Below are 23,430 nucleotides of genomic sequence, written 5' to 3'. Positions count from 1 at the left end.
GCAAAACCGCTTGCAAGCGCTTTCATGAACCGGTAGCGTTTATGTTATGGCGCATGACTTTGATCCCCTGGTCGCGGAAACGTTCGACAGCCCCAATGCCGTCTATGCCGAGCTGCGGTCGCGTTGCCCGGTCGCGCACAGCGACACCTGGGGCGGGTTCTGGGCGCTGATGAAGCATGCCGACGTCGCCGCCGCCGCCGCGGACTGGCAGACCTACATCACGTCGAAGCAGAACGTCGTGCCCAAGGTCGCGTTCACCGGCCGGCGCCCGCCGCTCCACCTCGATCCGCCCGAGCACACGCCCTATCGCCGGGCGCTCGCGCCGCTGCTGACCGAGCGTGCGATCGCCCGGCTGGAGCCGATCGTGCGGGAAATCTGCCGCGACCTGCTGGCCCGGATGGTCGCGAACGGCGGCGGCGACATCGTCGCGGACTTTTCCGCGCACATGCCGATCGCGACCTTCGCCAACTGGATGAACCTGTCGGCGGAGGCGGTGGCCGAGCTGACGCGGGTCGGTCGGCTCTACAACATCGCCGTCCAGTCGAACGACATGGACGCGACCAAGGAGAACAGTCTTCTCCTTTATGACATGGCCCGCGCCGTCGTCGCCGATCGACGCGCCAACTCGCTGCCCGCCGACCAGGACGCGACGAGCGCGCTGCTCGCCGCCCGGGTCGATGGCGAGCCGCTGCCCGAGGAGATGATCGTCGGGACGATCCGCCAGGTGCTGGTCGTCGGCATCATCGCGCCCAGCGTGATGATCGGGTCGATCGCCGTCCATCTCGGCCGCGATCGCGCGCTTCAAAGCCGGCTGCGCGCCAATCCGTCGCTGGTCGCGCCCGCGATCGAGGAGTTCCTGCGCCTCTACACCCCCTATCGCGGCTTTGCCCGCACCGCGGTTCGCGACGTAACCATCCGCGACCGGACGATCCCCGCGGGCGAGCCGATCGCGCTCGTCTATGCCTCCGCCAATCGCGACGAGGAGGTGTTCGAGGATGCGGACCAGTTCCGCCTCGACCGCCCCAACATGCGCGATTCGGTCGCCTTCGGTCGCGGGCCGCACATGTGCGTCGGCGCGCCGCTCGCGCGGCTGGAGCTGCGCGTGGCGCTGGAGGAACTGCTTGCCGCCGCCCCCGGCTTCGCGCTGGCGGGCGAGCCGGTGCAGACGCGCTTCCCCGAGATTGGCGCGCTGTCGGCGCCGGTGACGTTCGAGGCGGCGACGTGACTCACGTCCTCCTCGCCGCCGGCGACCTCGCCCCCGATCGCGACGATTACGACGAAAGCTTCGTCGCGACGCGCGACGTGCTGACCGCCGCCGACATCGCCTTCGCGCAGCTTGAGACGAGTTTCGCGACCAAGGGCGTCCGCCTGCCCCAGGCGCGCCACGCCGTGCTCGCACGCCCCGACGGCGCGGATGCGCTCGCCCGGGCGGGGTTCGACGTCATCTCGATGGCGGGCAACCACGTGCTCGACTGGGGCAACGACGCCTTCTTCGAGACGCGCGACAATCTCGCGCGCGCCGGTCTCCATGTGGTCGGCGCCGGTGCGAACATCGCCGAGGCGCGCCGGCCCGTCCGCATCACGCTGGGCGACGGCACCCGCGTCGCGATCCTCGCTTATTCGAGCATCCTGCCGCACAGCTATTGGGCGGACGAGCGGCGGCCCGGCTGCGCGCCGATGCGCGCGCACACCGTCTACGAGCAGATCGAGCACGACCAGCCCGGCACTCCCGCACGCATCCACACCTATCCCCACCGCGAGGACCTGGCGGCGATGGAGGCCGACGTCCGCGCGGCCAAGGCCGAGGCCGACCTCGTCTTCGTGTCGATGCACTGGGGCATCCACTTCGTCCGCGCGGCCATCGCCGACTATCAGCGCGACGTCGCGCGCGCTGCGATCGCCGCGGGCGCCGACGCGATCCTGGGCGGGCACGCGCACATCCTGAAGGGGTGCGAGTGGATCGACGGCAAGCCCGTCTTCCACTCGCTCTGCAACTTCGCGACCGACCTGCGCATGGACCCGGTCCATGCCGCGTCGAAGAGCTTCAACGAGATCCGCGTCCTCGCCGAGGAGTGGGAGCCCGATTTCGACAGCCTCTACAACTTCCCCAAGGCATCCCGCCTGTCGATGGTCGCCCGGTTCGAGATCGCGAACGGCCGGATCGAGCGGACGGGGTTCCTTCCCGTGTACATCGATCGGGACGCGGTGCCGCGTTTCGTCGGCCGCGACGATCCCCGCCACGCAGAGGTCGTCGACTACATGACCGCGATCACCGACGAGGCGGGGCTGAACGCCCGCTACGTCGTCGGCGATGCGATGGTCGAGCTGGAGCAGGCGGCATGAAGGACCGGATGAGCGCCTTCCCGCTGGAAGGCTATGTCTTCCTCTACCTGCTCGCCTACCTTCCCAACGTCATCGTCACGAAGCTGTTGACGAGCACGCCGCATCCGGGCCTCGGCCGGCCGCTGACGGGGCTGGAGACGCTGCCCGCGTCGCTCATCATCTCGACCGTCCTCACCTATCTCTTCATCTGGTGGTCGGGCTGGCACCGCGATGCCAATGCGGTGATGGTCGCCGGGCGACGCGTTCCCGTCCCGACCAAGTACACGCTGCTGTCGGGGCTCGGCACCGCGCTCGTCCTGTTCACCGTGCCGCTCAGCTTCACCTTTCAGGGGGTGAGCATCCCGTTCATCCAGCTGCTGATGCGCGGCGACATCCTGCTCATCGCGCCGCTGGTCGACATGGCGTTCGGACGGCGCGTTCGCTGGTGGAGCTGGACCGCGCTCGTCATGGTGCTGGCGGCGCTCGTCATTACGCTCAGCGACCGCGGCGGGTTCAACCTGCCGCCGCTCGCGATCCTGACGGTGGTGCTCTACACGATCGGCTACTTTATCCGCCTGGCCGTGATGACCAAGGTGTCGAAGAGCGGCGACCCCGCGTCGGTCCGAAAGTATTTCGTCGAGGAAAAGGTGTTCGCGCTGCCTTTGTCGGTGGCGCTGCTCGCGGCGATCTCCGCCTCGGGCATCGGCGGCCAGTCGGGCGAGCTTGGCTGGGGCTTCGTCCAGGTGTGGTTCGATCCCGTCATCTGGCCGCTGCTGGCGATCGGCTTCACGCTGACGGTGGTGTCGGTGTTCGCGATCATCATCCTGCTCGACCCGCGCGAGAATGCCTATTGCGTGCCTTTGGAGCGCGCAGCGAGCCTGGTCGCGGGCGTCGGCGGCGCGCTGATCCTCGCCTGGGTCTGGGGCCTGCCGCATCCGCGCCCCGCCGAGCTGATCGGCGCCGGCATCCTGATCGCGGCGATCGTGCTCCTGTCGCTCGCCCCGCGCTTTGCCGATCGGCCGGCGCGTGCGGCGCGAGCCGAGACGACCTGAACCAAACCGTTTTCCCGGCCCGAACCGCAGGAACGTGCGGACCGGCCGGCCCATGGAGGGGATTGTTTATGACCGACCGCACCCGCATCCTTGCGCTCGCCCTGCGCGCCGGCACCGCCGGCCTCGCGCTCGCCGTCGCCATGCCCGCCGCCGCGCAGGAGACGCCGCCGCCCGCGCCCGACGCGGCGCCCGCGCCCGCCGGCGACGCCGCGGTCGAGGACATCGTCGTCACCGGCAGCCGCATCCGCGGGATCGAGCCGGTCGGCTCCAACGTCATCGCGCTCGATTCGGAGAAGATCCTCGAAGAGCCCGTGATCTCGACCAACGACCTGCTCCGCCGCGTGCCGCAGGTCGTGTCGCTGGGCGCCAATCGCGCGGGCGGGTCGGCGCAGAACGGCGCCGCCAACGCGACGCGCGGCGCGGGCATCAACCTGCGCGGCCTGTCGACCAACGCGACCTTGCTCCTTTACGACGGCAAGCGCCTGCCGCCGCAGGGAACGCAGGGCCAGTTCACCGACCCCTCGGTCATTCCCTCGATCGCGCTCGGCCGGGTCGAGGTGGTCGCCGACGGCGCGTCGGCAATCTATGGCTCGGATGCGGTCGCGGGTGTCGTCAACTTCATCCTGCGCAAGAACTTTTCCGGCATCGAAGGCCGCGTCCGCTATGGCTTTACCGAGGACGGCTATGACGAGAAGCAGGCGTCGCTGATCGCCGGGCATCGCTGGGGCAGCGGCTGGGCGATGGTCGCGGGCGAATATTCGCAGAACGGCGCGCTCTATGGCTCGGAGCTCGACTGGTACCAACAGGACAACCGCTATCGCCGTGGCCGTGACCTTCGCGTCACCAATTGCGATCCGGGGACGATCACCGTCGGCGGCGGCAGCTATGCGATCCCGCAGGGCGGGGTGACGCAGGCCAATGTCGGATCGCTGGTGCGCGGCACGTCGAACCGCTGCTTCTATGGCGGGCTCGACCCCGTCATCGCCGAGCAGGATCGCTGGAGCGTGGTCGGCGCGTTCAGCCAGAACCTCACCGACGGCATTCGCATCTTCGGCGACGGCTTCTGGTCGCGGCGTGAGGGCGTGCTGACCGTCAACCCCACGATCAACGCGACCGTCCCCAACACCAACCCGTTCTTCGTCTCGCCGGTTGCGGGGGCGACGTCGGTCAACGTCGCCTATTCGCTGGTGCCGACGATCGGGCTTCAGGAGAACCCGTACTTCGCCGAATCGTGGAACGTGACCGGCGGGGTCGAGGCGCAGCTGTTCGGTGACTTCCGCGCCACCGTCTATTATGCGCACGGCCGATCGAGCGAGGTCGCCGATCGTCGTCGCTCGGGCGTCAACACCGCCGCGCTCAACGCAGCGCTTCGCGACACCAACCCGGCGACTGCGCTCAACCTGTTCGGCGGGCCGAACAATCCCGACACGATCGCGCGGATCACCGACAATCTGTTCGTTATCACCGGCCGCACCCGGCTGGAGGTCGTCAACGGCCAGGTCGACGGATCGCTGTTCCAGATGGCGGGCGGCGCGGTCCGGCTGGCGGTGGGCGGCGAGCACCGCGTTGAATACACCTATACCAGCCTCTTGACCGGCCAGGCGGCGACGCCGGTGCCGACCGTGGGCGATGGGAGCCGCAACGTCGATGCGCTGTTCGGCGAATTGTTCGTGCCGTTCGTCGGCTCGGCCAATGCGCGGCCGGGGCTGGAGCGGCTGTCGCTGTCGCTGGCGGTCCGGCACGAGAATTACAGCGATTTCGGCAGCACGACCAATCCGAAGTTCGGCCTGACCTATGCGCCGTTCGACGGTGTCAGCCTCAAGGGCACCTACGGCACGTCGTTCCGCGCGCCGACCTATACCGAGACGTCGACGGTCGGCGGCGGCGCGGGCCTCTATTTCGACACGCTGCCGGGGCCCGCGGGCAACCAGATCGGCATCGGCATCGCGGGCGGCAATCCGCAGCTCCAGCCCGAACAGGCCAAGACCTGGTCGTTCACGGTCGACGCGACGCCGCGGGCGATCCCCGGCCTGCAGGCGTCGCTCAGCTATTTCCGCATCGACTATACCGACCAGATCCAAGCGCTGCGCGGCACGCCCGGCCTGCTCACCAACCCGATCTACAGCCAGTTCGTGCGCTTCAACCCGAGCGCGGCGGAGATCGCGGGGCTCGTCAATTCGGGCTTGCCGATCAACGCGCCGATCAACCAGTCGGAAGTGACCTTCATCGCCGATGGCCGCCGCCAGAATCTCGGCACCTCGCTGATGCGCGGGCTGGACTTCACGCTCGGCTATGACTGGGAATGGGGGCCGGTGAAGCTGGATGCCGGTTTCCAGGGCACCTATCTGCTCGACTATCTTTTCGAAGCGGTGCCGGGCGCGGGGCTTCGCGACGTGCTCAACACCTTCGGCTTCACGCAGCGCTTCCGCAGCCAGGCGGACCTGGGCGCGCGGGTGGGCGGCGTGCGGACGCGACTGACCTGGAACCACCTCAACAGCTATCTCAACGACAGCGTCGTGCCGAACCAGGTGGTGGGCAACTACGACACGTTCGACCTGTCGTTGAGCTATGACCTGACGCGCGCGATCTCGCTGTCGGTCGATGCGCGCAACCTCTTCAACGAGGATCCGCCGTTCGTCGACACGACCAATGGCTGGGACCCGCAATCGGCATCGCCGTTCGGGCGCCTCATCTCCTTCACGCTCGGCGCGAAGTTCTGATGCCGGCGATGCTCGCCGCGGTGCTGGCCGGATGCGCGTCGTTGGTCGGCGCGCACGCCGGACAGGTGCAGGTGACCGCGGCGAGCGAGGTGGCGCCCGGCTGGCAGCCGGCAACGACCAGCCCCTACAAGCCCAGCCGTCTCAACGTGCCGCTCTGCCGGGTCGAGGGAACGATCGAGGGCAATATCGGCTTCGAACTGTGGCTCCCGACCGACTGGAACGGGCGATTGCTGGGCGCCGGCGTCGGCGGCGATGCGGGCGTGTTCAACTATGCCGACCTCAGCCTGCGCGCCAATGAAGGCTTCGCCGCGGTCACCACCGACAGCGGCCACAAGGCGGGCCAGGCGCGCTGGATGGCCGATCCCAAGGCGCGCACCGATTACGAGCACCGCGCCGTCCACCTGACGGCCGAGGCGGCCAAGGCGCTGGTCGCGCGCTTCTATGGCAGAGCGCCGAACCGCAGCTATTTCACCGGCTGTTCGGGCGGCGGGCGCCAGGCGCTGAAGGAAATGCAGTCCTACCCCGGCGATTATGACGGCGTGCTCGCCGGCGCGCCGGGGCCATACATGCCGCTCCAGTCGGTGCGGATGATGTGGTTCTCGCTGCAGCAGAAATGGCAGTCGGGCGCGGCGCTCTCGGACGCCGACTGGGCGCTCTACGAGGCGAAGGCGACCGCCGCCTGCGATGCGAACGACGGCGTGCGTGACGGCATCGTCGAGAACCCGATGGCGTGCCGCTTCAGGACCGCAACGCTCTTGTGCAAGCCCGGGCACGCCGATGGCTGCCTGACCGCGCCCAAGCTCGCGATGCTCGATCGCATCACCGCGCCGATGCGCGACGAGCGGGGGCGGGCGATGGACGGCGGGCTGTTGCCGGGTGTGCGCACGCGGCCGGGGCCGCCGTCGCCGCTGCTGCGCGCGATGTGGGCGGACGGCGTCCATGACGATGCGAATTGGGACGAGAACAGCTTCCGCCGCACCGCCGACCTCGCCGCCGCCAATCGCGCGATGCCCGAACTGCGCGCCGATCGTGTCGCGATCCAGCCGTTCACGGCGCGCGGCGGCAAGGCGATCATCTGGCAGGGCTGGGCCGACCCGTCGACCAATGCGGGTCCGACGATCGACTATTACGCGGCGCTGGCGCGCGGCAATCCCAGGCTGGACGAGTCGGTGCGGCTGTTCATGGTGCCGGGCATGTATCATTGCCGCGGCGGGCCGGGCGCCGACAATCTCGGCGGATCGGGCCACGCGACCGCGCCCGGCGACCCGAGCCGCGACGCGCTCTGGGCGCTGATCCGCTGGGTCGAGCAGGGCGAGCCGCCGCGGCAACTCGTGGCGACCAAGCTGGCGGACAATCGGCCGAACTTCACCCGCCTGCTGTGCCCGTTTCCGCAGCGTGCCCTCTATGATGGCAAGGGGCCAACCGAGGCCGCGACGTCCTATCGATGTGTCGACGATCGCCTGCTCGGCGGCGCGATGCAGCGACGATCGCTGGTCGGGTCTTGATCAGTCCAGGCTGCCCTGCGACGCCGGCTTGAACCCCGTCGGCGCCGCGTGGCTAGGCGGCGTCGGCACCGGCGAGTCCAGCATATAGAGGTCGCGCAGGAACGCGGTCATCGCATGGGTGCCGCGATCGCTCAGACGGATCAGCACGCGGCGGTGATCGTCGGGATCGACCGTGCGCTCGACCAGTCCGGCTTCCTCCAGCGAGTCGACGCGGCGGACCGACCCCGCCGGGCTGTCCTCGGCGATGATCATCGCATCCTTCATGCAAAGCGAGCGGCGTTCGCCATCGGCGATGAACAGCTCGATCATGATGTCCCACGCCCGGTCGCGGAAGACGCCCTTGGGAAAGGTGTCGCTGTGCCGCGCCCGCGCGGTGCGGGTCATGCGCGCGCAGTCGAGGAGCGAGAGCTGCCGCGCGAAGGATCGCGGGCCGGGCGCGGCGACCTCGATCCGCTGCTGGCGCTGATCGGTCAGGCGCATGATGCGACCCTCCGCAGCGGCTCGGTCCGCGCCGCCGCCCCCTCGATCAGGTGCCGGCGATAGGCGATCAGTGCCGAGAGGTAATGCTCGACATCGTCGATCCGCACACGAAAGCCGTGGTGGCGGATGAAGAAGCTGCCGACGATACGGTCGGGATTGGCATAGAACATCGCAAGCTCCGGCCAGAAACGCCCAGTGAGCAGATGCCGCGCCCTTGCGTGCATCGCCCGGTCGAAATGGTCGAGGTCGAGCGACGCCAGCATCGGCGCCGCCCCCGGATCGCGCCGCATCCGCTCAATGAGCGAGCGGGTGGCCATCATCAGTTCGAGGAGGGTGGGGAAGGTGGTGATGCGCCGCTCGACGAAGTCGAGATAGCCGCGGACATTGTCGACACCGAACTTGAAGTAGCGCGGATGCGCGCTGTAGCGGCTCAGCGCCTCGACCGCATAGGCGAGCCAATGGTCGTGCGCCTTGGCGTGTCCGGCATCGATGAAATGATCGAACGCCCGCTCGACCGCGCGCAGGAGGCTGATGTCGCCGGTCAGCTCGTACATCCGCGTCAGCGCGAACGCCGCCTCCCCATCATAATAGATGATGCGGAACGGGTCCTTCACCGCGAGCGAGGGATGGTCGAGCACATGGACGAAGCGTCCGGTATGCGCGTCCTGCATCGCGACGATGCCGTTCGCCAGCCGCTCCATCAGCGGCCGGTTGGCTTCCGTCCCCATCAGCTCGGCATGCTTGACGAGCGCGAGCAGGGCGACCGCATTGCCGCCAAGCTTGAGCTCGCCATTCGCTTCCGCGACGAAGGCGGCGTCGCCGGTGCGGACGATCAGGTCGCCGACCAGGTGGACGAGCGCGCGGTCGATCGCGGCGAGCACCAGCGGATCGCGCGTCACTTCCCACGCCTCCAGCATTGCATAGACGGTGCTGGCGTGGCGCAGGCTGTTATAGGACTCGATCGGCCGGTCGAAACAGGCGTGCCAGCCATAGCTGAACCGCCCGTCGTCCCCGACCTGCGTAGCGAGATAGCGCGCCCCGCCGTCGATCAGCTGGGTGAGCAGCGCCGGATCGGCGGCATCGGGCACGTCGCGGATGCCCGAAACGCGCCCGCGTCCCGTGATCGGATGCAGCCCGCCCGCCTCGTCGAGGAACAGCGCGTCGGTCGCGAACAGCCAGATCGGCGCGTCCCCGGCAAAATCGACGGCGGCCACCTGGTCGCGCAGCCGGGCATAGCGCGCGAAATTGGCCTCGTTCAGCAGCGCGCAGCCATGCGCCGGGCCGCCATAGAGCATGGCGTTGGCGTTGAGTTCGGTTTCGAGGAACGCGTGCTCGAACCCGGCATCGATCGCGATGCCCAGCCGGAAATAGTTGCGCTTGGTCCGCCCCAGCCGGTCGCCGAGCGTGCGCCAGTCGCTCGCCTCGACCACGCGCACCCAGTCGAGGCGGAGCCAGCGGAGAGCGGTGGTGCGGCTGCGCAGTTTCTCGGTCGCGGCATTCCAGGCCGATCCGGGGTCGCCGCCGACGCCGCAGACGGTGACCGCACGCGCGTCGCCGTCACTGGCCGAGAGAAACAGGATGCAGCGGTCGCGTCCCTCCACCTGGACGAGGGGTGCCGACAGGGCGGCGGGGGCCAGCGCGAGCAGGCGGAGGTCGAGCGCGGCGGTCATCGTTCGCGCAATGCTTCGTTGACGCGATTGAGCGGCTTCAGGAGATACTGGAGCACGGACTTGCTCCCCGTGTGGATATCGACAGTGGCGACCATGCCGGGGGTGATCGGGAACGCCTTGCCCGCATCGTTGACCAGACGGTCGGAAGATGTGCGGACATAGACGCGGTAATAGAAGATGTCGGGATTGACCTCGTCGCGGATCGTGTCTGGCGAGATGCTGACGACCTGTCCCTCCAGCCCGCCATAGATCGAGTAATCGTAAGCGGTGATCTTGACGCTGGCGCGCTGGCCCGGGTGGATGAAAGCGATGTCGCGCGGCGAGATGCGCGCTTCGGTGAGGAGGCGGTCGTCACGCGGGACGATCCGCATCACCTCGCCATTGGGCGGCACCACGCCGCCGATCGTCGAGACCGCGAGGCTCTTGACCACGCCGCGCACCGGCGAGCGCAGCACGAGGCGCTGGAGCGTGTCCGACCGGCCGCGAATGATGGGGGCGAGTGCGTTGACGTCCTGGCTGACGCGCGCCAGTTCCTGCCGCGCCTCGACCAGATATTGCGAGCGCAGGTCCGCCTTTTTGAGCTGAAGCTCGGCCTGTTCGCGCTTCAGCTTGATGACCTCGACCGTGCTCGCCGCGCCGACGGCGCTCAATTGCTCGCCGATGCCGACCTGGCGGTTGATGAGCGCGAGCGACTTGTCGATCAGCGCCTCCGACTGGGCAAGGCCCGAGCGGCGCGCATTGTAGAGCCGCGTCTCGCTGGCGGTGATCGCGGGAAAGCCGGCGAGCTCCTTGGGGAAGGAGAGCGCGGTGCCGTTGACCTCGGCCGACAGCCGTGTCTGGGCGGCGAGCGCGGACTGGTACTTGGCCTCGCTCTCCTCGACCGTCGATCCCGCCTGGGTCGGGTCGAGCCGCGCGAGGATCTGGCCGGGCTGGACCAGGTCGTCCTGCTTGACCTTCATCTCGGTGACAATGCCGCCCTCGAGCGACTGGATCACCTGTTCCTGGCTGGTCGGCACGACCTTGCCCTGGCCGGTCGACACCTCGTCCAGTTCGGCGAGCCATGCCCAGCCCAGCGCGACCGCGAACAGCGCGATCAGCGTCCAGGTAAGCCGGGTCGAGACCGCCAGCCGCCGGCGCTCGCCATCGTCGAGCAGGTCGTCGTCCAGGACCGCCGCCGCGCTCATGCCGCCTTCTCCCGCGTCGTCTGCGCCCGCGTCGCCTGCGCTCGCGTCGCCTGCATCGTCCTGAGGGCAGCTTCCTTGGGCTGGTCGAGGAGGATGCGGCCGCTATCGACGACGATCACCCGATCGACGATGTCGAGCACGCGCATCCGGTGGGTGGCGAGGATGACGGTGCGTCCGCTTGCCCAGGTCTTGAAGCGCTGGATGAACTGGCGCTCGACCGTCTCGTCCATCGCCGCGGTGGGCTCGTCGAGCAGCAACGCGACCGGATCGCGCAGGATCAGCCGTGCGAGCAGCAGCGACTGGATCTGTCCGCCGGACAGCCCGCGGCCGCCCTCCAGCACCAGATGCTCCAGCCCGTCATTGAGCTGGCGCACGAACGGCGCGGCACCGACCATCGTCAGCGACGTCCAGATCGCCTCCACACTCGCCTGCGGCGCGCCGAGCATCAGGTTTTCGCGCAGCGTGCCGTGGAACAGCCGGCTGTCCTGCGTCAGCAGGCCGACGTCGCGGCGCACGTCGGCCGGGTCGATGTGATGCATCGCCAGGTCGTCGAGCAGCAGCTCGCCCGCGATGGGGCGGAGCAGGCCGGACAGCCCCTGGAGCAGCGTCGACTTGCCCGCGCCGTTGCGGCCCAGGATCGCGACCTTCTCTCCCGCGGCGATGTCGAGCCGGTCGACCGACAGCACGGGCTTGGCATCGGGATCGTTGCCATAGGCGAACAGCGCCGAGCGGATCGAGAAGCTGCCGGCAGCCGAGGGCAGGGGAATGCGATGCTCATGCTCGGGCTGGTCGACGGGCAGCGCCATCAGCTCGTCCAGGCCCTTGGCCGCGACGCGCGCCTGTTGATAGCGGCTGAGCAGCGAAGTGACGTTGGCCATCGGCGCCATCATTCGCGAGCCGAGGATCGACACCGCGACGAGCGCGCCCGTCGTCAAGTCGCCGGCGATCACCATCGGCGCGCCGACGACGATGACCGTCGCATAGACGCCGTTCTGCACCGTCCGCGTCCAGGAGGTGAGCGTGTTGGTCAGGCTGCGCAGCTTCAGTTGCGCCTCGCCCGAGACGGCGTTGTAGTGGTTCCACTGATGCTGGAGCCGGTCCTCCGCCTGGAGCGACTTGATGTCCTCGATGCCCTGCACCGCCTCGACCAGGAGCGCGTTGCGCAGCGAGCTTTCGCGCATTGCCTCGGTCGCATAGGCGCGCATCCGCCGCTGTGCGAGCAGGCCGGGAACGAGCAGCAGCACGACGGCGCCGATCGGCACCAGTGCGAGCGGGCCCCCGATCGACCAGAGAATGACGAGGAACAGGAGGAAGAAAGGCAGGTCCGCGATCGCCGCGACGGTCGTGGAGGTGAGCAGGTCGCGCACCTGGTCGAGGTCGCGAAGCTGGGAGATGAAGGTACCCGTCGATCGCGGCCGCGACTGCGTCCGGACGCGCAGCGCGTGACCGAACACCCGGTCGGAGATGCGAAGGTCCGCACGCTTGCCGAGCACGTCGATGATAATCGACCGCAGCCGCTGAAGCGCGAAGTCGAACAGGATCGCCGCGAGCACGCCGGCGAACAGGATATAGAGCGTCGCTGCCGAATTGGCGGGCACCACGCGGTCATAGACCTGCATCGAGAACAGCACGGTCGCGAGCGCCAGGCAGTTCGACACCAGCGACGCGATCATCACGTGCCCGTACGCACCCGCATCGCGCATCAGGATGCGGCGGAGCCAATGCTCCTCATAGGGGCGGATATAGGCGTCGATGCGCGGATCGGGCGCCGACCGCGCGGGCCGCGCGACGACGAAGAAGGCGGTTTCGGCGACCAGCTCGGCCAGCGGCATCTGCGAGGTAAGGCCGTTGTCGCCGGCGCCTGAATAGACCGCCTGTCCCTCGCCATCGATCGCAGTGACGAGCAGCAGCTCGCCGCCCTTCAGCCGGGCGATCATCGGCAGGCGCCAGCGGGTGACGCGGGCTGCCCTGCCTTCGAGGAAGCGGGCACCCAGTCCACTCGCCCGGGCGATCGCGGCGACCATCATCCGCTCGTCGCCGTCGCTGCGCCAGGCGCCGGCCAGCCGTACGCTCTGTTCGGACAGCGGCAGCCGGTAATGCCGCGAAATGCTGCGCAGCATGCCGAGCCAGTCTTCGAGCGGCGCGGTCGTCGGCAGCGGGATCGCCTGAAGCGCGCTCATTGCATCCTCCCCGCAAACTGCCGTCCGGTGATCTGTCGCTCATCGAGCTGGAAGGCGGTGCGCAACCGGCCGCTATTGTAGAGGCAGTCGATCTCGAGCCGGCGCAGATCGTGGCGCGTGTTGACGATCTCGAACCCCACCTGGTGCAGCTCCTGTTCGGCGTTGAGAAGATCGACGAGCGTGCGCGTGCCCATCTGGAGGTACTGGAGCTCGTAGAGCTTGCCCGTCTCCGCCATGTCGGTGCGCCGTCGCTCCAGCGTTTGGAGCAGGTCGGTGAGGAGCGGCACCTGCGTGCCGGCTTCCGCCAGCGCCTGCCGCGTCTCCAGCCGGGTCGCGGCGATCGACGCCTCCGCCGCGCCGAGCGCCAGCTGCGCGCCGCGAGCGCGGGCGCGCCGCGCGCCGCCGCCGAACACCTCGCTCGAGGCGCGCAGCCCGAAGCTGTAGATGCTGCGGTCCGAGGTGAAGGAGGCAAGGTCGGTCGACGCGTTGCCGCCGAACGCGATGGTCGGATACTGGTCCGCCTTGCTGCGGCGAAGATTGGCCTCCGCTTCGTCGCGGCGTGCCTCCGCGGCCATGATCGCAGGCACCGGCTCGGGGCGGACGCTCGCGTCGATGCAGGCGGTGTCGAGGAAGGCGGGCGCGTCGTCGGTGACGCCCGGGACGGGCGTGTCGCGCCCGACGAGGAAGGCGAGCGCCGCCGACCAACGCTGCGTCGACGCCTCGATCTGCGACAGCGTGGCGCGGGCGCTCTCGACACGGGCACGGGCCTGAAGCGCGTCGGATCGGGTCGCGGCGCCGACGTCGCTGCGGTCGCCGACCAGCCGGCTGATCTCGCCGATCCGCGCCAGCTGGGCTTGCGCGACGGTGCGGAGTGCCGCGGCGCGCTGGAGCTCGATCGCGGCGAAGGCGGTCTGGCGGACGAGGTCGTCGATCGCGAGCAGCAGCTGCGCTTCACCCTCCCGGGTGTCGGCGCGGGCGGCGGCGACGGCGCTCGCCACCTTGCCGAAATCATAGAGCATCTGGTCGACCGACGCGGTCGGGCGCGGGCGCCAGCTGTCGGCGATGCGGCTGTCATAGCCGCTGTCGACCCCGGCGTTGACGCGCGGCAGATAGCCCGCGCGGGCGACCGCGATTTCCTCGCGGCGGGCGCTGAGCGAGCCCGACGCCTCGGTCACCTGGGGGTGCCAGGCGACCGCGGCGCGGACCGCCTGATCCAGGGTGAGGACCGCGCCCGCTGGTGCGCCGGGGGCTCGATCAGACAGCGCCTGCCCGTATCCCGGGGATACGAGCAGGCAGGTTAGAGCGACCAAAGTTACACGAGCATCGCGCCGCATCCGCACGACTCCCCTAATACTTTCTTTCGTCTGAGACGGAGGAAAGCATCGGGAGCTTAACGTAGTACTAAGATGCGGCGCTATCTCCTTGGGAAGTCCCACCAAATCGGGCCAACTTGTCAAACCGGACCAAGATGGTGGCGATCCTCTTCGTACGTTTGCTGATCTATGTAAGCAAATGGGTCGACAGGATCGTGGACAATCGCGGCCGGTTCTGGCGCAGGCGCATCCGGATGGAGGCCTTGACCTTCCTGCGTCCCCTGCTCGTCGAGGTAGCGGGCAAGGACCGTCTCCAGCTCACCTTGCTCCTCCAAGATCCCGAACTCCGCGGTCAGTGCGGGTGCGGTCGCGGGGGTCGCCGAGGCGATGGTGATGTCCAGCGTCGCCGTCGCCGTCTGCCCGCCGGGCTGGACGATCTCATAGGTGAAGCTGTCCACCCGCGGCCCGGGGGCGTAAGCGAGGTCCGCATCGACGACGTAGCGGTAATCGCCATCGGCATCGATGAAGAGCCGGCCATAGTCGCCATCGACCTTCACTGTCGCATTGCCCACGGGGGTGAAGCCCGTCCCGCTCTCGATCCGAAGCGATGCGAAAGCGCCGCCATCGACATCGTTGGCGAGGATGTTGCCCGTCGCCGTCGTCGCGCTGTCGAAGTCGAACTGGTCGAGATTGGTGATCGTCTGGCTGATTTGCGACGTCGTCGTATAGCCCGTGCCAGCGATATTGGTGCTGCTGATCGTGTAGCTGTAGGTACCGGGATCCAGGTCCGGAACCGTCAGCGACAGGCCCGTACTCAGCGGACCGACGACCGCCAGTCCCGTCACGCGGCCCACTTCCACGCCGGCCGCATCGCGGACGGTGATGGTGTAGCTGGGCAGCAGGGCGACGTTGCCGCCGCGGATCGCGCTGATCGTCACGTCGGACTGGTCGTTCGCCGCCACGGTAAAGGTGCCGGTTTGCGACCGCGTGACCGGCAGGGCGAGCGTGCCCGGCGTGTCGAAGAAGACGCCCGCGACCGCCGTGGGCGTGGTGACGAGATAGTCGTACGATGCGGTGACGCTCGCCTGATCGTTGGTCGCCACCGGCGCCGCGACATCGTCGCTGCCGATGTTGATCGTCAGGTTCGCGCTTTCGCGCTCGTTGTCGGTCGGGTCGAGCAGCGTGTAGGTGAAGCTGTCGCTCCGGCCGATGCCGGCGGCACTCGCATCCGGCACATAGCTGTAGCTGCCGTCGGGATTGATCGTCAGCGTGCCATAGGTGCCGCGAACGCTGGTCCCGCCCGCCGCGACGGCGGTGGTGACGCCGCCCACCGTGACGCTCTCGACCACGGTGGCGGCGCCGACGATGTCGACTTCGCCGCCCGGGCCGGGATCGGTGACGACATTGCCCGTCGCCGTCTCAGGGTCGACGATCGGCCGGGTGAAGTCGTTGTCGATCCCCGACACCTCCAGGGCGCCGAGCAGGCCGAGGCCGGCGACACCCTGGAAGGCGACGAAGGCGCGATACTGGCCCGGCCCGAGGTCGGCGGTGGCGTTGAGGTCGCCCGCCAGCACGCCGAGTTCGAGCAGCGATCCGCCGGGTGTGCCTTCGAGCGAGACCCACTGGCCGCCCTCGAGCCGCTGAACGACGACGCGGTAGTTGCTCGCCACGCCGATGCTCGCCACCGCGTCATAGGTGAAGCTGGCATCGAGCGTGTGGCCCGTGGCGACGCTGAAGTTGACGGTCGGGACCGCCAGCACCTGCGCCGACAGGTCAATCAGGCCGAGCGACAGCAGCACCGTATAGTTGGCGGCGCCAAGCTCCACCGGCGTGCTGGTCGGCGACACGTCGAGCTGGACGCTATTGACATTGTCGAACGCATCGATGTCGATCGGCGCGGACACGATGCCGGGCAGCGAGTCGTTGCCCGCCCCGTCGATCAGGACGACGTTGAGGTTGTCGCCGCCGGTCTGCGGCGGGACGAGCTCGACCGAGAAGCTGCCGTCGGGATTGACCGTGCCGATGCCGATCACGTCGCCGCTGGCATCGGTGACCTCCACCGAGGCGCCCGCCTCACCGCGCCCGGTCAGCGTCGTGCCGTCCGCCTCGACCGCAAGGTCGGTGGGGGCGGCAGGCGCGGTGATGTCGGGAGCAGGGACGTCGACCTCCGGCGAGACATTGCCCGCGGCATCTTCCTGCGTGACGCTCAGCACCCCGCCATTGTCCTGGGGCGGATTGAGCGCCGCGCTGTAGCTGCCGTCGCCGAGCACCACGGTGGTGGCGACGACCGTGCCGGCCGGGTCGCGTACCTCGATGGTGGCGCCGGCCTCACCCGTGCCGGTGACAGTCAGGCCGTCAGGCGACACGGTAGCGGTCGGTGCCTCCGGCGCCGTCAGGTCGGGTGCCGTCGTCGTGACCGAAGGCGAGGTGTTGCCCGCCGGGTCGGTCTGATCGACCGTCAGCACCTGGCTGGCGAGCTGCGGCGTCGTCAGCGTGACGCTGTAGCTACCGTCGGCCAGCACGGTGGTCGTGCCGAGCGGCGAGCCGTCCGGCGCGCGCACCTCAATCGTCGCGCCAGCCTCGCCGGTGCCGGTGACGGTCAGGCCGTCCGGCGACACGGTGGCGGTGGGCGCTTCGGGCGCAGTCAGGTCCGGAGCGGTCGTGTTGACCGAGGGCGAGGTGTTGCCTGCGGTATCGGTCTGATCGACCGTGAGCACCTGGCTGGCGAGCTGCGGCGTCGTCAGCGTGACGCTGTAGCTGCCGTCCGCCAGCACAGTGGTCGTGCCGAGCGGCGAGCCGTCCGGCGCGCGCACCTCGATCGTCGCGCCTGCTTCGCCGGTGCCGGTTACGGTTAGACCATCGGGCGACACGGTAGCGGTCGGTGCCTCCGGTGCCGTCAGGTCCGGCGCGGTCGTCGTGACCGAAGGCGAGGTATTGCCCGCCGGATCGGTCTGGTCGACCGTCAGCACCTGGCTGGCGAGCTGCGGCGTCGTCAGCGTGACGGTGTAGGTGCCGTTGGCGAGCACGGTCGCCATGCCGAGCGACGAGCCGTCCGGCGCGCGCACCTCGATCGTCGCGCCCGCCTCGCCGGTGCCGGTGACGGTCAGGCCGTCGGGCGACACGGTGGCGATGGGTGCTTCGGGTGCGGTGAGGTCCGGTGCGGTCGCGTTGACCGACGGCGAGGTGTTGCCCGCCGGATCGGTCTGGTCGACCGTCAGTACCTGGCTGTCGAGCTGCGGCGTCGTCAGCGTGACGCTGTAGCTGCCGTCCGCCAGCACAGTGGTCGTCCCGAGCGGCGAGCCGTCCGCTGCCCGCACCTCGATCGTCGCGCCCGCCTCGCCGGTGCCGGTGACGGTCAGGCCGTCGTCGGACACGGTCGCCGTCGGCGCTTCCGGCGCCGTCAGGTCCGGCGCGGTCGCGTTGACCGAAGGCGAGGTGTTGCCCGCCGGGTCGGTCTGATCGACCGTCAGCACCTGGCTGGCGAGCTGAGGCGTCGTCAGCGTGACGCTGTAGCTGCCGTCGGCGAGGACAGTGGTCGTGCCCAGCGACGAGCCGTCGGGCGCGCGCACCTCGATCGTCGCGCCTGCTTCACCCGTGCCGGTGACGGTCAGGCCATCATCGGACACGGTCGCCGTCGGCGCCTCCGGCGCGGTCAGGTCGGGGGAGAGGACGCTGACCGGCGGCGACTGGTTGCCGGCGCTGTCGGCCTGGCGGACGGTGAGCAGGTCGCCCTCGATCTGCGGCGGCGTCAGCTGGATCGAGAAGCTGCCATCCGCGGCGACGGGGCCCGTGCCGAGCACGGTGCCGTCGACGTCGATGACGGTGATCGTCGACCCGGCGGTGCCGGTACCCGTCACCAGCGCGCCGTCGTCGGACACCTCCGCGGTCGGTGCGGGCGGCCCGTTATAGTCGGGCGCCTCGACCGGCGTTCCGGGCGACACGTTGCCCGCGGCATCCGCCTGGGTCACGGTCAGGTCCTGGCCGTCGATCTGCGGCGGGGTCAGGGGCACGCTGTAGCTGCCGTCGGCCGCGACGGTCGCGGTGCCGAGCACGGTATCGCCCGCCCGGACCGTCACGGTCGCGCCGGGTTCGCCGGTGCCGGTGATGGTGCCGCCATCCTCCGAGATCTCGGCGGCGGGTGCCGCCGGCGCGGTCTCGTCGGGCGCGGTCGCATCGACGCCGGGCGAGTCGTTGCCGGCCGGATCGGTCTGGACGACGGTGACGGTCTCGCCGTTGAGCAGCGGCGGGACGAGCGGGACGCTGTAGCTGCCGTCGGTCGCGACCGGGGCGGTGGCGATGACGTTGCCTTCCGCGTCGCGCACGGTGACCGTCGCGCCGGGCTCGCCGGTGCCGGTGACCGCGGTGCCGTCGTCGGCGACCTCGGCGCTGGGCGCGGCCGGGGCGGTGATGTCGGGCGCGGTGACGCTGGTCGTGGGTGAGGCGTTGCCGCCCGCATCGGTCTGTACCACGGTCACCGTCTCGCCATTCGCCAGCGGCGGCTGGAGCGGCAGCGTGAAGCTGCCGTCGGCGCCCACCGTGCCGGTCGCGACGGTGTTGCCCGCCGGATCGGTGACGGTGACGGTGGCGCCGGGCTCGCCAGTGCCGGTCAGCGCGGTGCCGTCGTCGGTGATCGTCGCAACGGGCGCCTCGGGCGCGGTCTCGTCGGGCGCGGTGACCGAGGTGGCGGGCGAGTCGTTGCCCGCGACGTCGGTCTGGACGACGGTGACGATCTCGCCATTGAGCAGCGGCGGCGCGAGCGGGACGCTGTAGCTGCCATCCGCCGCGACGGGTGCGGTCGCGATGACGTTCCCGGCGGCGTCGGTGACGGTGACGGTCGCGCCGGGTTCGCCGCGGCCGGTCGCCACCGTGCCATCATCGCTGACGTCGGCAGTGGGGGCGGCGGGGGCGGTGATGTCGGGCGCGGTCACGCTGGTCGAGGGCGAGGCGTTGCCGCCGGCATCGACCTGAACCACGGTCAGCGTCTCGCCATTGGCCTGGGCCGGCGTCAGCGGGATGCTGAAGCTGCCGTCGGCGCCGACAATGCCCGTGGCGATGAGGTTACCCAGGGCATCGGTCACGCGAACCAGCGCGCCGGGCTCGCCCGTGCCGGTCAGCGCGGTGCCGTCATCCGACACCTCGGCGACCGGCGCGCCGGGCGCGGTGAGGTCGGGCGCAAGCAGGCCGATGCTGGCCGAGGTGTTGCCGGCGGTATCGGTCTGCGTCGCGCTCAGCTGCTCGCCATTGCGCTGCGCGGGGTCGAGCGTCGCCTGATAGCTGCCATCGGCGCCGACGACCGCCGTGCCGACCAGCGTACCGGCGGCGTCGACGATGCGCACCGTCGCGCCGGGCTCGCCGGTGCCGGTGACGACGCTGCCATCCTCGGCGATCGTCGCGGTCGGCGCGCCGGGGGCGGTGGTGTCCGCCGCGGTCAGGCTGGTGGCGGGGGACAGGTTACCCGCCGCATCCTGCTGGCGAACGATCAGCGTCTCGCCATCCGCCAGCGCCGGGTCGAGCGGGACGGTGAAGCTGCCGTCCGCGGCGACGATCGCGCTGCCGAGCGGCACGCCATTGTCGTCGACGATCGTGACGGTCGCACCGGGCTCACCCGTGCCGCTGACGCTGGCGCCATCGGGCGCGATCGTCGCTTCGGGCGCCTCGGGCGGCGTCAGGTCGGGCGTCGCGGCGGTGGCGGGCGGCGAGGCGTTGCCCGCGGCATCCGCCTGGACGACACTCAGCGCCTCGCCGGTGACGATCGGCGGATCGAGCGGGATGGCGAAGCGGCCATCGGTGCCGACGGTGCCGGTCGCGACGACGTTGCCGACCGCGTCGCGGATGGTGATGGTGGCGCCGGGCTCGCCCGTGCCGGCCACCAGCGTCCCCTCCGGCGAAACCGCGGCGGTGGGGGCGTCGGGCGCGGTGAGGTCGGGCGCGGGGGCGCTTACCTCCGGCGAGACGTTGCCGGCCGCATCCGCCTGCGTCGCGGTCAACTGCTCGCCATTGGTCTGTGCGGGGGAGAGCGGCGCCGAGTAGCTGCCGTCCGCCGCGACGATGGCGGTGCCGATCGCCACGCCCGCGGGATCGCGGATGGTGATGGTCGCGCCGGGCTCGCCGGTGCCGGTCGCGGTCGCGCCGTCGTCGGCGATCGCCAGCGTCGGGACCGCGGGCGCGGTCACGTCGGGCGCCACCAGCGGGATTGGCGGGGAAGCGTTGCCCGCGCCATCGGTCTGGATGACGGTCAGCGTCTCGCCATTCTGCTGCGCGCTGCTCAGCGTCGCGGCATAATTGCCCGCGGCATTGACCGTCGCGGTGCCGAGCACGGTGCCGTCGGCGGCGCGCACGGTGATCGTCGCACCGGGCTCACCGGTGCCGGTGACGACCTCGCCGGAGGGAACGAGCTCCGCAGTCGGCGCCTCGGGCGCGGTCAGGTCGGGCGCATCGGCAAAGGCCGGCGGCGACGCCGCACCGCCCGGGCGGACCTGAACGACGCTCAGCGTTTCGCCGTCGAGCTGAGGCACGTCGAGGACGATGGTGTAGCTGCCGTCCGCCTGGACGGTGCCGGTGCCGATCGTCACGCCATCGGGATCGCGGACGATAACCGCGGCATTGGGCTCACCCGTGCCGCTCACCGCCGTGCCATCGGCGCTGACCGTGGCGGTCGGCGCGTCGGGCGAGTCGTTGGGGACGAGGTCCGGCGCGGTCGGCGTCGCCGGGGCGGAGACGTTGCCCGCCGCGTCGGTCAGCCGCACCGACAGCGTCTCGCCATTCACCTGCGCAGGCGCGATCGCGATGCTGAAGCTGCCGTCCGGATTCACCGTACCGGTGCCGATCAGCTGGCCGACCGGATCGAGGATGCGGACGGTCGTCCCCGCCTCGCCCGTGCCGGTCACCAGCGCGCCGTCGGCCGACACCGTCGCGACCGGCGCGTCGGGCGCGGTCAGGTCGGGCGCGACGACCGAGGTCGCGCCCGATTCGTTGCCCGCGGCATCGCTCTGCACCACCGACAGTTCCTGGCTGTCGAGCTGGGGCGTGGTGAGCGTCACGCTATAGGCGCCGGCGGCGTTGACGATGGCGGTGCCGAGCACGGCGCCATCGGGTCCGCGGACGGTGATCGTCGCGCCGGGCTCGCCGGTGCCGCTGACGATCGTGCCGGTGGCGTCGATCGCGGCGACCGGCGCTTCGGGCGCGGTGAGGTCCGGCGTGACGACGGTCGCGGGCGGCGAGACATTGCCCGCCGCGTCGGCCTGAGTCACCGACAGCGCGCCGCCATCGGCCTGCGCGGGGGTCAGCGTCAGCGTGAAGCTGCCGTCCGCACCCACGGTGCCGGTGCCGACGATCGTGCCGTCGGCGGCGCGAACCTCGATCGTGGCGCCGGGTTCGCCGGTGCCGGTCAGCGTGGTGCCGTCATCGTCGATCGTCGCGGTCGGCGCCTCGGGGGCGGTGAGATCGGGCGCCGTCAGCGCCAGCGGCGGTGAGGCGTTGCCGGCGGCGTCGCTCTGGACGACGCTCAGCGCCTCGCCATTCACCTGCGCGGGGACCAGCGGCGCCAGGAAGGTGCCGTCGGCGCCGACGCGGACGCGGCCAATCAGGTTGCCGTCCGCATCGGTGATCGTGATGATCGCGCCGGGCACGCCGGTGCCGCTGATCGAGGCGCCGTCGGGGGCGACCGTCGCCTCCGGCGCGGGCGGGGCGGTGATGTCGGGCGCGACGAGCCGAACGGGATCGGAGACGTTGCCGGCGGGATCGGTCTGGACCGCGGTCACCACCTCGCCATCGGCCAGCGGCGGCGCCAGCGGGATGTTGACGGTGCCGTCGGCGCCGACGACGCCGCTCGCGATCTCGTTGCCCGTGGCATCGCGGACGATGATCGTCGCGCCGGGCTCGCCCGTGCCGGTCAGCGCGGTGCCGTCGGGCGCGATCGCTACGTCGGGCGCATCGGGCGCGGTTGTATCGGGCGCGGTCAGCGGCGTGGGATCGGACACGTTGCCGGCCGCGTCGGTCAGCGTGACCGAGATCGCCTCGCCATTGGTCTGCGCGGGAGTGAGCGTGACGGTGTAGTTGCCGTCGGCGCCGACGATGCCGGTGCCGATCAGCACGCCGCCGGGGCCGCGGATCTGGACGGTCGTGTTGGGCTCACCCGTGCCAGTGACGACCGTGCCGTCGGGCGACAGGATCGCGACGGGCGCGTCGGGCGCGGTCAGGTCGGGCGCGGTCGCCGGGGTCGGCTCCGAAGCGTTGCCGGCGGCATCGGTCTGCGTCGCGAAGACGATCTCGCCATTCACCTGCGCCGGGTCGATCGCGACCGAATAGCTGCCGTCGGCAGCGACGATGCCGGTGCCGATCACCGCGCCGGCCGCGTCACGGATCGTGAGCGTCGCGCCGGGCTCGCCGGTGCCGGTCACGCTCCGACCGTCAGCGGCCACCACCGCGGTCGGCGGTCGAGGCGCTTCGGTATCGACGTCGGAATCTGCGTCGGCATCCGCATCGGCGTCAGCGTCAGCATCGGCATCGGCGTCAGCATCGGCATCGGCGTCGGCATCAGCATCGGCGTCGGCGTCAGCGTCTGCATCCGCATCTGCATCGGCGTCAGCATCAGCGTCAGCATCGGCATCCGCATCCGCATCCGCGTCTGCATCCGCATCGGCGTCGGCGTCAGCGTCGGCGTCTGCATCCGCATCTGCATCTGCATCGGCATCGGCGTCAGCGTCAGCGTCGGCATCGGCGTCGGCATCAGCGTCCGCGTCGGCATCCGCGTCCGCGTCCGCGTCAGCATCGGCGTCGGCGTCGGCGTCAGCGTCAGCGTCAGCGTCAGCGTCAGCGTCAGCGTCAGCGTCAGCGTCGGCGTCCGCGTCAGCATCCGCGTCAGCGTCTGCGTCAGCATCGGCATCAGCATCCGCGTCCGCATCGCTATCCGCGTCGGCGTCGCCTTCGAAGTCGTCGCGGCCGCCGCTGCCGCCCGATGCGGCTGCCGCGCCGCCGCCGATCACGGCCGCGCCGCCGAGCAGGG

At 70.2% G+C, this 23,430-nt stretch carries 12 protein-coding genes; 5 read left to right on the top strand and 7 right to left on the bottom strand.

What is annotated here, in order from left to right; genetic code table 11:
• The first annotated feature begins 46 nt into the window (after positions 1-46).
• The 5 genes from RS883_RS00860 (at position 47) to RS883_RS00840 (ending at position 7,599) form a co-directional block, all read left to right on the top strand.
• On the top strand, positions 47-1,225 hold the full coding sequence (locus tag RS883_RS00860) for a cytochrome P450 (RefSeq protein ID WP_315761745.1): 1,179 nt from the start codon (positions 47-49) through the stop codon (positions 1,223-1,225).
• A complete protein-coding gene (locus tag RS883_RS00855; protein WP_315761743.1) occupies positions 1,222-2,343 on the top strand; it encodes a CapA family protein in 1,122 nt (373 codons plus the stop codon). Before RS883_RS00860 ends, RS883_RS00855 begins: the two co-directional genes overlap by 4 nt.
• Positions 2,340-3,374 carry a hypothetical protein gene (locus RS883_RS00850; protein WP_315761741.1) on the top strand — a complete coding sequence of 345 codons (1,035 nt, stop codon included), beginning with the start codon at positions 2,340-2,342 and terminating at the stop codon, positions 3,372-3,374. The genes RS883_RS00855 and RS883_RS00850 overlap by 4 nt, the downstream gene beginning before the upstream one ends.
• Positions 3,375-3,442: 68 nt before the next feature.
• On the top strand, positions 3,443-6,094 hold the full coding sequence (locus RS883_RS00845; protein ID WP_315761739.1) for a TonB-dependent receptor domain-containing protein: 2,652 nt from the start codon (positions 3,443-3,445) through the stop codon (positions 6,092-6,094).
• Positions 6,094-7,599 (top strand): tannase/feruloyl esterase family alpha/beta hydrolase, encoded by a 1,506-nt coding sequence (locus tag RS883_RS00840; protein ID WP_315761737.1) that lies wholly within the window; start codon positions 6,094-6,096, stop codon positions 7,597-7,599. The genes RS883_RS00845 and RS883_RS00840 overlap by 1 nt, the downstream gene beginning before the upstream one ends.
• Here RS883_RS00840 and RS883_RS00835 read toward each other — a convergent pair whose 3' ends face one another.
• From RS883_RS00835 to RS883_RS00805, 7 genes are all read right to left on the bottom strand, one after another.
• Positions 7,600-8,079 (bottom strand): winged helix DNA-binding protein, encoded by a 480-nt coding sequence (locus tag RS883_RS00835; RefSeq protein ID WP_315761735.1) that lies wholly within the window; start codon positions 8,077-8,079, stop codon positions 7,600-7,602. It lies immediately after the preceding gene.
• Positions 8,070-9,749: a hypothetical protein gene (locus tag RS883_RS00830; protein ID WP_315761733.1), complete on the bottom strand. Its 1,680-nt coding sequence runs from the start codon at positions 9,747-9,749 to the stop codon at positions 8,070-8,072. Before RS883_RS00830 ends, RS883_RS00835 begins: the two co-directional genes overlap by 10 nt.
• Entirely contained in the window at positions 9,746-10,933 is a 1,188-nt protein-coding gene (locus RS883_RS00825) for an HlyD family type I secretion periplasmic adaptor subunit (protein ID WP_315761731.1), read from the bottom strand. Before RS883_RS00825 ends, RS883_RS00830 begins: the two co-directional genes overlap by 4 nt.
• Complete coding sequence (locus tag RS883_RS00820; protein WP_315761730.1) at positions 10,930-13,113, bottom strand: type I secretion system permease/ATPase; 2,184 nt, start codon at positions 13,111-13,113, stop codon at positions 10,930-10,932. The genes RS883_RS00825 and RS883_RS00820 overlap by 4 nt, the downstream gene beginning before the upstream one ends.
• Positions 13,110-14,288, bottom strand: a complete 1,179-nt coding sequence (locus RS883_RS00815; RefSeq protein WP_315761728.1) for a TolC family protein — start codon at positions 14,286-14,288, stop codon at positions 13,110-13,112. Before RS883_RS00815 ends, RS883_RS00820 begins: the two co-directional genes overlap by 4 nt.
• 278 nt (positions 14,289-14,566) lie before the next feature.
• Positions 14,567-22,846, bottom strand: a complete 8,280-nt coding sequence (locus RS883_RS00810; protein WP_315761726.1) for a BapA/Bap/LapF family large adhesin — start codon at positions 22,844-22,846, stop codon at positions 14,567-14,569.
• On the bottom strand, positions 22,822-23,328 hold the full coding sequence (locus RS883_RS00805; RefSeq protein ID WP_315761724.1) for a hypothetical protein: 507 nt from the start codon (positions 23,326-23,328) through the stop codon (positions 22,822-22,824). Before RS883_RS00805 ends, RS883_RS00810 begins: the two co-directional genes overlap by 25 nt.
• Positions 23,329-23,430 lie beyond the last annotated feature (102 nt).

Origin of the sequence: Sphingomonas sp. Y38-1Y (assembly GCF_032391395.1) — a bacterium.
GTDB lineage: Bacteria > Pseudomonadota > Alphaproteobacteria > Sphingomonadales > Sphingomonadaceae > Sphingomonas.
Note: the sequence above shows the minus strand (reverse complement) of the source record. Positions and strands in the feature narration are given on the sequence as shown.

What these genes read in the sequence shown, in the direction of transcription:
- RS883_RS00860 (WP_315761745.1), top strand. Translation starts at nt 47, where the DNA reads ATGGCGCATGACTTTGATCCCCTGGTCGCGGAAACGTTCGACAGCCCC.
- RS883_RS00850 (WP_315761741.1), top strand. Translation starts at nt 2,340, where the DNA reads ATGAAGGACCGGATGAGCGCCTTCCCGCTGGAAGGCTATGTCTTCCTC.
- RS883_RS00845 (WP_315761739.1), top strand. Translation starts at nt 3,443, where the DNA reads ATGACCGACCGCACCCGCATCCTTGCGCTCGCCCTGCGCGCCGGCACC.
- RS883_RS00840 (WP_315761737.1), top strand. Translation starts at nt 6,094, where the DNA reads ATGCCGGCGATGCTCGCCGCGGTGCTGGCCGGATGCGCGTCGTTGGTC.
- RS883_RS00835 (WP_315761735.1), bottom strand. Translation starts at nt 8,079, where the DNA reads ATGCGCCTGACCGATCAGCGCCAGCAGCGGATCGAGGTCGCCGCGCCC.
- RS883_RS00830 (WP_315761733.1), bottom strand. Translation starts at nt 9,749, where the DNA reads ATGACCGCCGCGCTCGACCTCCGCCTGCTCGCGCTGGCCCCCGCCGCC.
- RS883_RS00825 (WP_315761731.1), bottom strand. Translation starts at nt 10,933, where the DNA reads ATGAGCGCGGCGGCGGTCCTGGACGACGACCTGCTCGACGATGGCGAG.
- RS883_RS00820 (WP_315761730.1), bottom strand. Translation starts at nt 13,113, where the DNA reads ATGAGCGCGCTTCAGGCGATCCCGCTGCCGACGACCGCGCCGCTCGAA.
- RS883_RS00805 (WP_315761724.1), bottom strand. Translation starts at nt 23,328, where the DNA reads ATGCGGACGCGGATGCTGATGCCGATGCTGACGCAGACGCTGACGCGG.